This window comes from Paenibacillus sp. FSL F4-0100, assembly GCF_037993005.1.
Classification (GTDB): Bacteria; Bacillota; Bacilli; order Paenibacillales; family Paenibacillaceae; genus Paenibacillus_AQ.
In genome coordinates this window covers 3313646-3326237 of sequence record NZ_CP150303.1, presented here as the reverse complement: position 1 = coordinate 3326237, position 12592 = coordinate 3313646, and the positions used below count along the sequence as shown (strand labels likewise).

Here is a 12592-nt window from a genome sequence, read left to right as displayed (position 1 = left end):
GTTCCATCTCCCTTACTTCATGTTTCATCATCACCGTGTGTTATTCTTCGTAAATATTGCCTCCCGCTACATTCGTTAACGCATCCCGGTCTTTAATCAGAATGTACCCCTTGTGACGCTCGATCAGCCCTTCCTGACTGAATTTCAAGATCACCCGGTTTAAATGCCGATAGCTGGTTCCAAGCAGATTCGCGATATCGGTCAGGTTGAACGCGGCCGGGTTTTTGGTAGCGAACGTATCCGACTCCGCCTCTGAAACGGACAGTAAATAGCTAGCCAGTCGTACCTCCACCGGATGAAGCAAATTGAAACTCAAGAAATTGGATTTAATATAAAATTTCCGCGTAATGATCCGCAGCATAAATTGAAGCAGCGGCGGATGCTCCTGTCCGTATTTGCGAAGCCAGCGATAATGCACGCCGATCATATAGACAGATGATACGGCCTGTACCGTATTGATCAACGGATTGCCTTGAATGTATTCAATATCTCCGATCACCTCAAGCGGTGTTTTGAAAGATAGAACAAGCGCTTTGCCTTCCGCGGAGGTCGTGAAGATTTTAATCTTCCCTTGAACCAAGATATACAGCATATCTGCCGGCTCGCCTTGCGTGCAGACGATGTCGCCCTGATCATAGTGATATAACACCAGATAAGGCATTAAATCATCGTGAAATACGGACTGGATCTGGTTGCTCAGCAAAAGATGCTGCATGAGCTCCGCATTATGAATTTCCTTCACGTCCCTCTCTCCTTTCCCGAACACTCCATCTCAAGAACCGCTTGGTTCCACATTATAATTTGATAATCACGACACCAGCGATCATCATCCCGATCCCGATGAATTGAGGCAAGCTCATTCTCTTTTTCACTACACCGAACCATCCCTTGCTGTCAATCAGGAACGTTAAGAATAACTGGGCGATCAATAACGCGGATATCGTTAATGTAACACCGATGTTCTGAATCGCAGTCACCTCACTGAATATAATGGGCGCCCCCAAGGCTCCTCCGATTAGATAGAGCGGCTTCACTTGTCCAAATCCTTGTCTGCTTCCGTCGCGAACGAACAGCAGAATAATGAAGGCCATAATAAATCCGGTCAACTGCGTAACCGCGGCAGCTTGCCAGGTGCCCATATCCTGACTAATCCGGGCATTGGCCACACCTTGCAGCGTAATGCAGGCACCGCCAATGAATGCAAATAAGATTCCTCTCACGATACATACTCCTTCTTCTATAGGTCTGTATACTATTAAAAGTTAATTCCCCAAACTCAGGAAAGGACATATGTCCTGAAATGACGGAAATTCCAAATAAAGCGATGTCCATAGACACGAATTTCATTATATACTATCGGTTGGCTTTGCATATAACATACAAAAAGCTGCCGGAATTTCCTTGGCAGCTTAAGATGCATTATAGCATCGGGGGGTTATGATTTTAACCCATTCCCGAGGTATAAAACAGTTTAAACCAAGATTGCATCTAGGACTCTATGATCATTTTGTTTTAAAATATAACTAGATGTCACTCATTGACGTAACACCGACTTGGAAGGAGCTCCTCTAACGTTATGCTAGACAAACAAGAACAAGTCCCCGATGAACAGGGCGGATTACAATTACAAGCGGATTGCGAACGCTGCTTTGGATTATGCTGCGTCGCTTTACCCTTCGCCGCCTCAACGGATTTTGCCATGGACAAAGACGGCGGAACCCCTTGTCACCATCTGCAATCCGACTTCCGCTGCGGTGTGCACAGCAGCTTGAGGCAGCGAGGTATGAGAGGCTGCACCGTATACGACTGCTTTGGAGCAGGTCAAATGGTTTCACAGGTCACCTATAACGGACGCGACTGGCGGCAGGCCCCTGGGACAGCAAAAGAAATGTTTGACGTATTCCCGATCATGCGACAGCTTCACGAGCTGTTATGGTATCTGAACGAAGCCCTGACTTTGCAACCGGCTCAAGACATTCATACCGATCTGAGATTGTCGCTGCAAGAGACGAGTCGATTGACTCAGCTTCCTCCCGAATCCCTGTTACAGCTGGATGTGGCAGCTCATCGGGCAGAAGTGAATCAGCTGCTTCTCCGAACCAGTGAACTTGTGCGGGATGATGCGCGCAAGAAGCATAAAGGGCCACCCGTGCGTCAAAAGATCGGGGGGCGCGGTGCTGACTTGATGGGAGCTAAGCTTAAAGGAGCAGACCTGAGATACGCCAATCTGAGAGGCGCTTATCTCATTGCCGCAGACCTCAGAGAGGCCGATCTGCGTGCTGCCGATCTGATCGGTGCCGATTTCAGGGACGCAGACCTTAGCGGAGCCAATCTAGCGACCAGCATCTTCCTTACTCAATTCCAGGTTAACGCGGCGAGAGGAGACGCCAGCACCCAACTGCCTCCATCCTTATCTCGACCGGGACATTGGACGCGTTAACGCTCAATATGGGTGGAAGAGATGATGATTTACTAAAAACACTAAAAAGCCGGCAGCTAACTTGCTCCCGGCTTTTTGGTATTAGCCAAATGCTTCATACTCAACGACTTTAAGCGCGCTTCTTCCATGAATCCTTTAAAGGAACAATACGGTTAAACACCAGCCTGCGTTCTGTCGTATATTTGGAATCCACGCAGAAATATCCGTGTCTGATGAATTGGTACGTACGGTTCATCGTCGCTTTCAGCATGGAAGGCTCCAGTATGGCGTTTTCGATTCGAATCAACGATTCGGGATTCATCAGATCCTTCCAAACGTTATCCGATTCTGATAACTCGGCTGATTCCTTCAGCAGCTTATCATACAAGTGAAGTTCCGCCGGAATCCCGTGCTTCGCAGACACCCAATGCAGCGTTGCTTTCACCTTCCGCTCATTAAATCCGCTCCCGCTCTTCGTTAGTGGATCATACGTGCAGTGGATCTCCATGATTTCCCCCGTTGCTGGGTCTTTCACGACATGTTCGCATTTGATGAAGTAGGCTCCTTTCAAACGCACTTCCTTGCCAGAGGATAACCGGTGAAATCCGGGAACGGGCTCCTCCATAAAATCCTCTCGCTCGATGTACAACTCTCGTGAAAAAGGAACCTCCCGCTCACCCAATTTTTCGTCACTTTCATGATTCGGTATGACAAGCATCTCGGTGCAATCTTCTGAAAGATTCGTGATGATCACCTTCAGCGGCCTCATGACGGCCATCGCGTTATAACACCGTTCCTTCAAGTCTTGACGGATATAATGATCGAGCATGCCCGAGTCTACCAGGCTGTTGCCGCGAGACGCCCCGAGTTCCCCCAGGAAACGCCGGATGCCCTCAGGTGTCACGCCTCGCCGCCGTAATCCTCTCAACGTTGGCAGTCTAGGGTCATCCCATCCGTCGACAAAACCTCCCTCCACCAATTCCCTCAGGTATCGCTTGCTCGTTACGTATCCCGAGATATTCAACCTTCCGAATTCCCGCTGCTTCGGAGGCTCCGTCACTTCCAGTTCCGTAAGCACCCACTCGTATAACGGGCGATGATCTTTAAACTCGGCTGAGCATAACGAATGGGTAATTCCTTCGATCCAGTCCTGGATCGGATGGGCAAAATCGTACATCGGATATACACACCACGTTGTTCCCGTACGGTAATGCTCCGCATGAATGATACGATACAGGACTGGATCTCTCAGGTTCATGTTAGGGGAAGACATATCGATTTTGGCTCGGAGTACTTTTTCCGATGGTTGAAATGCCCCTGCGATCATTTGCTCAAATAACGCCAAATTCTCCTCAATGCTGCGCTCCCGAAAAGGGCTGTTGATGCCAGCTTCTGTCAGCGTCCCCCGGTATTCCGTCATTTGTTCAGGCGTGAGATCACAGACGTAAGCCTTCCCTTTAGCTATGAGTTTCTTGGCCGCTTCAGCGATTTGATGCGCATAATCCGACCCGAAATAAACGTCCGGCTTAAGTCCAAGCCACTGTATATCCTCCTGAATCGCATGCACGTATTTGATATCTTCCTTCAGTGGATTCGTATCGTCGAACCGAAGATTGAAAGTCCCATGGAACCGGCTGGCGATGGAATGATTGATGTAAATCGCATAGGCGCTGCCGATATGCAGATAACCGTTGGGCTCCGGCGGGAATCGCGTAGCCACCGGCCTGTGGTACACGCTGTTGTCTACATCCTCTTTGATCATCTTGGTCAAAAAATCCACCGTTTCTTCTACCTTGTTTTTGTTCTCGCTCATACCTGACTCCTCCTTACGTTGATTTTTTCTGCCGTAACTCCGTAAAAAACAAAAAAATCCCGTCTCCAAGACATAAGTCTTGGGGACGAGATTGGTTTCGCGGTGCCACCCCTATTTGCCGATATCTCACGATACCAGCCTTTTCGGGTACGGCCATCACGCGATCGCTTATACCCTAGCTCTGTAACAGGAGCTCCTGTCGCACCATCCCTTATCCATAAGTTCCGATGCGCCGCTCAGAGACTTGGTTCAATGAATGGCTTCCAACTCCTTTTCAGCTTACCGGAGCTCTCTGTGGGGATTCCTGCTCATCTACTCTTCTCTTCATGGCGTTTACAATTTGATCCATAGTATCATCTAAATATAAAAAAGTAAACCATGGAACCTCACTAAAATGAAACGCCTGAATATGCGTTCCGTCAGCTTAGATCGGCAGCAGCTTCACGGTAGCCTGCTTGCCGCTGACCTGAATGCCCGTCTCCTTCTTGCCTACCTCAGCCAGATCTTGAACGAGTCGCTCAAGCAGCTTGCGAGCGGCTTCGCCCTCCTTGCCCTGAATGCGAATAACGGGCTGGACAGCTTTGCCCGCTTCCAGCAGCTTATGCATTTGCGACAGCTTGGTGTCATAATCATGCTCTTCAATATGTACAGACAAGCGGAATTCCTTTACTTTCACCGGACTTGATGAAGCTGTCTGGCCCTTCTTCTCTATCACGGCCTCCTGCTTCGCCTGCCCCCGGCTGACGAGCTTGCAGGGCGGGGGACTGCTGAATAGCGAGGTACACACCAAATCGGCTTTGTGACTTTTCGCCAGCGCAAGCGCCTCATCCCTGGAGACGACTCCCAGATCTTCGCCGTTTAGGCCGGTCAGCTCTACTTCGCGAGCTTTTATCTTTTCATTCATAATTAACATGGTGGATAGATCCTCCTATCGAGAGTATGTATTCGTTTATTTTATTGCTCTTCCTCTACGTTCACATCATTGTGCATGAACCGAACAATATGCGTTCGATATTCCTGCTCTTCCGTGATTTCCAGGCAGTTAAGCTGTTTACCGTACACGCACGCTCCATCGATACCGATTTTGTCCCCTTCTTCACAGAACCAAATCCCCTCCGAATCATGCAAGTTCATGGCCGGCGTATGCCCGAACACCACGGTTTTGTTAAGGCCTGTTGGATAATTATAGAACGGATCGCGAATCCAGATGAAATCATGATGAGGCTGCAACTTCCAGTCATCAACACCCGGATTGATTCCTGCATGCACGAATATGTGAGTGTCTGTTTCATAATAGAGAGCCAGCGTATCAAGAAAAGATAGATGATGCTCGAACTTTTTTTTAATATAGGCTTTACCTTCGTTATATCTGGCGCGATCCATTTCACCCTCAAAAAAATCGGCGCCGCAGTAGCTTTCAATCGTATGTCGAGCTCCATTGCGAATCCAGCGTGAGTTCACTTCATCCGTATCAAGCAAAATGGCATCCAGCATCATCTGATCATGATTCCCCCGAAGAGTGATGGCACCTTCATCCCGCAATTCCATCACTTGCTCAATGACTTCCCTGCTTCTTAATCCGCGATCCACATAATCCCCGAGCAAGATCAGCTTGTCCTTATCAGGATTGTACTGCACGTCAGACAATAACTGATTGAATTCATCGTAGCAGCCATGAATGTCGCTAATCGCTAATATTCGAATCGTAGTCCCCTCCATTCCGAGCAACTTTGCTATTTAGGTATAATAGCATATTCTCCTTCATATCAACACGCACTTGAATTCGGAGCTACGCCTTGTGAGGAACCAAACTTCCTTTCTCTTGGCAAACCTCCGCTTTTGGTGAAAAAACACTCGTGTACAGTCCAAATTCATCCGCCTCCACAAAGAATGGAGCTAAAAAGCCATGCGTTCTGCCATAAGAAATGGTTGAATGCACGGCTTTTCTATTTATAGCCTATTTTATAAAACGATATTTAGCCATCACGTCTCCCCAGGGGGCATACCCGGCTTCTTTAAATCCAATTTCGGAATATAGCCTTTTTGCACGCTCATTCTCGGGTTTGTAACATAGCATAACATCGTCCGTTGTATCCGGCGAGGTCCGAATCTCCTCGAGAACCAAACGAATCGCGGGTTTGGCATAATGCAGTCCCTGAAACTTACCATCGATCATAAACCGGTATATCCAGTAGTTATCATCGTGTGGATGCAGACCATACATTACAAATCCGATCATCTCTTCATCATGGTAGATCGCACGCGTTTCGAAGCCCTCCATGAATTGAGCTTCCGCTATTGAATATAGATTGGGGGCAATCCACTTCTCCTGTTCAGGTCTCGGTTTAAGACGAATGCAATTCTCCCAATTGTCCTTATCTATGGCATGAAGTGTTATCAAATGCAAGACTCCTTCATATATGGTGTATGCCTTTATCCTAATCCAATGCCGACCATTTTTCACGGTATTAAATATGTAAATTCAAATATGACGCTGCACGTTGAAGGGTAGAGAACAAGATAATGAATGACTATAAGTATTTATTACATATTCCGTTTATCTCTTAATGGATAAACTAGAAGTAACTTTATTTTTCATGGAGGCGATCTTTATGCGGCAATTCAACTATAACAACCAACGGAAAGGACAACTAACAATGAAACGAATGAGGGTTATTATATATGAAGAAAATATTGAATATTGGGGTTTTGGCCCATGTTGATGCCGGTAAAACCACACTAACGGAGCAAATCCTGTTTAGATCCGGAATTATTGATCAAGCGGGCTCCGTTGACCAAGGCAATACCATCACGGATTCGTTGGACATTGAACGGAGACGGGGCATCACGATAAAGTCCGCTGCGGTATCGTTCATGCTGGGCGATCTAAAAATCAACTTGATCGATACGCCGGGACATGCCGATTTCATCTCGGAGGTCGAGCATTCACTAAGTGTGCTGGATGGCGTCATTCTGGTTATTTCCGCGGTTGAGGGCGTACAGGCCCAGACGCGGGTGCTCATGCAAACACTGAAAGAACAAGGGATTCCCACCGTTCTATTCATGAACAAGATCGATCGAATGGGCGCGAATTACGAGAAAGTCTCTACCATGATACGTAACCTGCTGGATGAACATATTTGCGAGATGAGCTCTGTAACTCAAGAAGGCAGCGCAGCCGTTCGGGTGGATGTGGCCGATCCCCATAAAGCCGGGTGGGTCGAAATGTTGGCACTGACCAATGACGATCTGCTGAACGACTATGCTCAGGATATTCCCATATCTCGCGAACGGTTGCAGGAGGAATTACACAGGCAAACCCAGCAAGGTAGAGTATACCCCCTTTTTGCAGGATCAGCAGCCAAAGGGATCAGCATCGAGCCGCTGCTTCATGCGCTTGGTGAATGTTTCCCCGTTAATGACGCCTCGGAGCTTCAGCATGAATCGTTATCCGGCTTGGTGTTCAAAGTCATCAAACTTCCGAATGGGGAACGTAACGTCTACCTCCGGCTGTTCGCCGGCAGTATCCAGGCACGTGATGAGATTAAGGTGATCACGCAGAACGGAAACACCACCATGTTCAAGGTGAAACACCTACATGCTCTGGATGATGGCAAATCCATTCCGGTGAATCAGATCGATGCCGGTGACATTGCGATTCTCATTACTGATGAACTCAAGGTGGGCGACGTCATCGGTGCTGTATCCGACAGGATGAAGCGGGTCCATTTTCAGAAGCCGCCGATACAAGTCCAAGTGTCAGCCAAGAATCCTGCGGAGGAGCATCAACTTTACACTGCCTTAAGCGATCTTACTGAAGAGGATCCGTTCCTGCAATATATCCAGGATCCAAATACCAAGGAACATATCATCCACGTATTCGGCAAAGTCCAGCAAGAAATTCTGCTGGAAACGATTCAGCAGCAATACGGCATCGAAGCTGTATTTTCAGCTCCGCGGGTCATTTGTATCGAGAAGCCTGTTGCGATGGGAGAGGCTGTTGAATATATGGGCGAGTGTCCTTTTTATGCAACGGTTGGCTTACGAGTCGAACCTGGCGAGAGAGGAACTGGACTTCACTATCGACTGGAAGTGGAGCTGGGCTCCCTCCCCTTATCCTTTCAGAAAGCGATTAAAGATACCGTGATTGAGGTGCTGCAAGAGGGACTGTATGGATGGTCCGTGACCGATATTATGGTGACGCTGACGCATACCGGCTACGCAAGTCCGGTATCGACGGCAAAGGATTTTCGCAGTCTGACCCCGCTCGTCCTCATGGCTGCGCTCAACATAGCCGGAACGGAAGTATATGAGCCCATAAACGTGATCCAATTCATTCTGCCGGAAACCAGTTTGAGCAAAGTGTTATCCAGATTGGCGGCACTGGAAGGGACCTATCAGGAACCCACATTCCACAACCATGCCGTCCACATTCATGGTACCATCCCCGTGCGGACGACCGACTTGCTGAAAGCCGAAGTCCATTCTCTAACAAGCGGTGAGGGCATGCTCTCCGTAAAACCAGGAGGCTACGTGAAGGTGCAAGCCACCGTCCCTGTGAATAAACGGAGACAAGTCAACCCGCTAAATCGCGGTGAATATATGCTTCATTTGAACAAGATCATGTAAGAACATATGTATCAATCCATAGCGGTGCCGAGAGATGGTCTCGCCCGCTATTTTGATGTGCTTAAAATCCTAGCGTCACTCTATCTTTCTTAGTCTGGTGCAACTCTTTTTGCCCCTTGTCACTTATTAAGTGATAGGAAAAAACGTTGCTCTAGACCCACCCCTGCTCTGCTTGGTAATATAGTCAGGTACTATTTTTTGGGTGTGCGGAAGGAGTCGGCTAGATTTGGAACAACAACGTTATCATGATTTAAAATTGGGTGAAAAAGGTGCCATCATCAGTATCATTGCTTATATCTGTTTATCTGCAATTAAATTATTGATAGGGTACACCGCGAACTCCGAGGCCCTGCGGGCGGACGGTTTAAATAATGCTACAGATATCGTGGCGTCCATTGCTGTATTGATCGGACTGCGATTATCGCAAAAACCTGCGGACCGGGATCATCCATACGGTCACTGGAAAGCGGAAACGGTAGCCTCCTTGATCGCCTCTTTTATTATGATGGCCGTCGGGATCCAGGTCTTGTTCGGGGCCGTCTCTTCCATGTTTGAAGGGAACCATGAATCGCCCGATCTCATATCCGCATGGACCGGCATTGTCTGCGCCATTGTGATGTACTTGGTCTACCGCTATAACAAGCGCCTGGCCGCCAAAGTAAACAGTCAAGCCGTAATGGCAGCGGCAAAGGACAATCTCTCGGATGCCTGGGTAAGCATCGGTACGGTTGTGGGTATCATCGGCGCTCAATTTCATCTCCCGTGGCTCGATCCGCTTACCGCCGTACTGGTAGGCTTCCTGATATGTAAAACCGCTTGGGATATATTCCGCGATGCCTCTCATCATTTAACCGATGGCTTCGATGAAAACATTGTCAAAGACTACAAAGAAACCGTAAAACAAGTGGTTGGCGTTAAGGGTGTCAAGGACATTCGGGCAAGGAATTATGGCAGCAACACGGTTGTCGACATCGTCATCCTGGTCAGGTCGAATCTGGATATCCGGGTCGCCCATGATATTTCTGACCAGGTGGAACATGAATTAAAAGAAACTCACGGCGTTTATGACGTACATGTTCATATAGAACCGAGTTAAACCTGCAACATTACCAAGTGTCATAACTAACGAAGAAGGTCCGGCCATATTCCTATTGGCCGGACCTTCACTTTATTTCTTTTACTTATTGCTCCGCTATGTGCTCTAGCAAATCCCCTGGCTGACAACCTAAAGCGCTGCATAATTGATCATCGTCAGAACCATAAGAAGAATCAGGTTCATCTTCTATTTTCTCAGAACAAACAAAGACCGCGTATATCTCGACAACAATTTCAAAGTTATGCGCGGAGCACGCAAGCAAAGTGAAGTAGGAGAACGGAGGTCTCCCTTTTAGACTTTATTACGATCTCAGGTTTAGGTATTTGGATTGCATGCCAACTGTCTTCTTCAACGATTTGCCTTGTATTACTGCTGTTCTCGATAAGTCATCATTGGATTGACTTATCGAGAACAGCCCTTAATTTCAACTTCTATATCGTGTCATTACATATCGCTCTGCACTAACTTAACTTTTTCTAAAGTTCGAACGAATGTAACCGCCGCTTCTGCACGGGTAGCGGCTTTTTGTGGCTGGAAGCTGCCATCCGGGTCGCCCAAGATGATTCCCTGTCCCGACAGTGCATCTACCGCCTCGCGGGCCCAAGATGAAATGTTCCCTTGATCGGTAAACGTTATCGTTTCTCCCCCTGCAGGGATGTCCGCTGCTCGCATGAGCATCACTACCAATTGCTCTCGGGTAATCGGATCATTCACTCCAAAGAACGTATTCGTATACCCGGTAACGATTCCGTGAGCCTAAGCCGTGGCAATCACGTCCTGTGCCAGTGATTTTTTGTGTCAGAAAAGATCACTCCGCTCCTCTCTTTCAGGTTCAAGGCACGGACAAGAATGGAGACAAATTCCGCTCTCGTAATGGGATAGTCGGGCTTAAAGGTTCCGTCCGAATAGCCATTGATCGCTCTCATACTCATTAGCTGTTGAATGTTCTCCTTAGCCCAATGCCCATGGATGTCAGTTAATTCAACCTCGTGCTTCGTTTCTTCTGCCAACTCTTCATATTTTTCTTTCTCGCTAGCAATTACGGCAATCAGTGCAGACATGCTGCGTGAAGCCGCCTCTGACGAATTCAAAGACCTGATTGATACTCTACTAGCCTCCCCCCTCCCTCCCCCCGGAATAATAAACGGTTCTAATCATAAGCTTATAAAAGAAAGCCAAAAGAGGAGGGTTAAGTGAATTGACGAAAGTTAAAGTTAGTTTGCGGCCCATTGTTAGCAAGCTAAATTTACCCACTGTATTGAAAACAACGATTCTTCCGGGCGACTCCATCGAAAGATTATTTATTGCAACCCAAGTAGGAGAGATCTTTTACATAGGAAACGGAGTAATAGAGACTTTCTTAGATATTCGCCCCCGAATCCTGAAACTAGGTGGTTCTAGCGGCGGATATGACGAACGGGGTTTGCTAGGACTAGCATTTCATCCCCAATTTTATTATAATCGTCTGTTTTATCTCCACTATTCAGTAGCTGGAACCCAAGGTCCAGGGGCTCTTCCAGGTGCTCCTCCTGAATCTTTTAAGCCGAACCCGTGCGATGCTAGCACCTTAAACCTGAAGTGGGAAAATAGAGAACATCAATACGATCATATCGATACAGTCGAAGAATGGATTCTGCAATCGAATGGCCAACCTCAAATAAGGCGGACATTACTTAACCTCAGAAGGCCGTTTTTAAACCATAACGGTGTCAATAGCTTAAACTTTTCCCCTGAAACAGGAAGGCTTGTTTTGACAACCGGTGATGGCGGATCAGGCTATGATCCGTTTAATTTAAGCCAAGACGATATGGAAATCGCAGGTAAAATCATCGAAATTGATGTCGTTAAGAATACGTTTATCGATAATCCGCCCGTAGTTACGCGCTTTAATGAACTGCCCGTACCCATTCAGGAAACGCTTACGGTAATAGCCAAAGGCGTTCGCAATATACCCGGCATTTCATTTCAAAGGTTTTATAATCAGTTTATCAAATACGTAGGAAATGTCGGACAGGATCTTGTAGAATCGATTTTTTCGTTCGTTCATTATAAACCGATACCGGTTACTCAGCTTATTCAAGCTTCTTTAATGAAAACGGAACCTGACCAAGAAGGATTTATTAACTTCGGCTGGCGCGGTTGGGAAGGTGCTTTTCCGACTTCAATCATAACCGGCTGCTCGGCAAATCCAGCTTTGAACGAGAAAACAATTGCTTATTACGATGAAGCCGTAAAAACTTCCGTACGGCGTCTTCACCCTCTGACAAGTTATTTTCATGAAGATTCCCGAACCGATAAGTTTAGAGCAACTGCACTTACAGGAGTACAGCCTTATATGGGAAATGAAATCCCCTCTTTATCAGGAAACGTTGTGTTTACCGATCTAGCTCGAGGGAATGAATCTCAACTTCCCGTTAGAGGAGCCTTAGCATATACCAGGGTAAGAACGGATTGTAAGCTAAATGATTTTCATGTTATTGAAACCGATTATCCGTTTGGGTCTCAATCCGCATATTATGTTAGTTTGGGAACGAATCTGAATCAAACCAGACTCTATTTAGGGGTTTATGGCTCGATGAAAGTGGCTGATGCTAACCTAGGTACCGTTTTTGAAATTGTTCCATGATTCATAACG

12 protein-coding genes and 1 other annotated feature are annotated in these 12592 nt (G+C 47.1%); of the genes, 4 read left to right on the top strand and 8 right to left on the bottom strand.

What is annotated here, in order from left to right:
• Positions 1-40: 40 nt before the first annotated feature.
• Together MHH48_RS15140 and MHH48_RS15135 are read right to left on the bottom strand one after the other, a co-directional pair.
• Positions 41-742, bottom strand: a complete 702-nt coding sequence (locus MHH48_RS15140; RefSeq protein WP_076326059.1) for a cyclic nucleotide-binding domain-containing protein — start codon at positions 740-742, stop codon at positions 41-43.
• Between the two features lie 52 nt (positions 743-794).
• Positions 795-1220, bottom strand: a complete 426-nt coding sequence (locus tag MHH48_RS15135) for a DMT family transporter (RefSeq protein WP_076326058.1) — start codon at positions 1218-1220, stop codon at positions 795-797.
• A gap of 356 nt (positions 1221-1576) precedes the next feature.
• Here MHH48_RS15135 and MHH48_RS15130 point away from each other — a divergent pair, with 356 nt between their 5' ends.
• Complete coding sequence (locus tag MHH48_RS15130; protein WP_076326057.1) at positions 1577-2440, top strand: pentapeptide repeat-containing protein; 864 nt, start codon at positions 1577-1579, stop codon at positions 2438-2440.
• Positions 2441-2549: 109 nt separating this feature from the next.
• Here MHH48_RS15130 and MHH48_RS15125 read toward each other — a convergent pair whose 3' ends face one another.
• The 4 genes from MHH48_RS15125 to MHH48_RS15110 form a co-directional block, all read right to left on the bottom strand.
• Entirely contained in the window at positions 2550-4232 is a 1683-nt protein-coding gene (locus MHH48_RS15125) for a glutamine--tRNA ligase/YqeY domain fusion protein (RefSeq protein WP_076326056.1), read from the bottom strand.
• 78 nt (positions 4233-4310) lie between these two features.
• Positions 4311-4569, bottom strand: a binding site (T-box leader).
• Between the two features lie 87 nt (positions 4570-4656).
• Entirely contained in the window at positions 4657-5145 is a 489-nt protein-coding gene (gene infC, locus MHH48_RS15120) for a translation initiation factor IF-3 (protein WP_076326055.1), read from the bottom strand.
• A 41-nt stretch (positions 5146-5186) separates the two neighbouring features.
• Entirely contained in the window at positions 5187-5951 is a 765-nt protein-coding gene (locus MHH48_RS15115) for a metallophosphoesterase family protein (protein WP_083659838.1), read from the bottom strand.
• A 238-nt stretch (positions 5952-6189) separates the two neighbouring features.
• Positions 6190-6633, bottom strand: a complete 444-nt coding sequence (locus MHH48_RS15110) for a GNAT family N-acetyltransferase (RefSeq protein ID WP_076326054.1) — start codon at positions 6631-6633, stop codon at positions 6190-6192.
• 281 nt (positions 6634-6914) lie between these two features.
• On the opposite strand from MHH48_RS15110, the gene MHH48_RS15105 reads away from it, so the two are divergent.
• Together MHH48_RS15105 and MHH48_RS15100 are read left to right on the top strand one after the other, a co-directional pair.
• The gene (locus tag MHH48_RS15105; protein ID WP_076326053.1) at positions 6915-8861 is read left to right on the top strand and encodes a TetM/TetW/TetO/TetS family tetracycline resistance ribosomal protection protein; all 1947 of its coding nucleotides are present in this window, start codon (positions 6915-6917) and stop codon (positions 8859-8861) included.
• Positions 8862-9087: 226 nt separating this feature from the next.
• Complete coding sequence (locus tag MHH48_RS15100; RefSeq protein ID WP_076326052.1) at positions 9088-9957, top strand: cation diffusion facilitator family transporter; 870 nt, start codon at positions 9088-9090, stop codon at positions 9955-9957.
• A gap of 444 nt (positions 9958-10401) precedes the next feature.
• Here MHH48_RS15100 and MHH48_RS15095 read toward each other — a convergent pair whose 3' ends face one another.
• Positions 10402-10629: an S-layer homology domain-containing protein gene (locus MHH48_RS15095; protein WP_340390693.1), complete on the bottom strand. Its 228-nt coding sequence runs from the start codon at positions 10627-10629 to the stop codon at positions 10402-10404.
• Between the two features lie 98 nt (positions 10630-10727).
• Positions 10728-11018 (bottom strand): S-layer homology domain-containing protein, encoded by a 291-nt coding sequence (locus MHH48_RS15090; protein WP_076326050.1) that lies wholly within the window; start codon positions 11016-11018, stop codon positions 10728-10730.
• A 137-nt stretch (positions 11019-11155) separates the two neighbouring features.
• Between MHH48_RS15090 and MHH48_RS15085 the strand changes: the two genes are divergently transcribed.
• Complete coding sequence (locus tag MHH48_RS15085; RefSeq protein ID WP_076326049.1) at positions 11156-12583, top strand: PQQ-dependent sugar dehydrogenase; 1428 nt, start codon at positions 11156-11158, stop codon at positions 12581-12583.
• Positions 12584-12592: the final 9 nt, after the last annotated feature.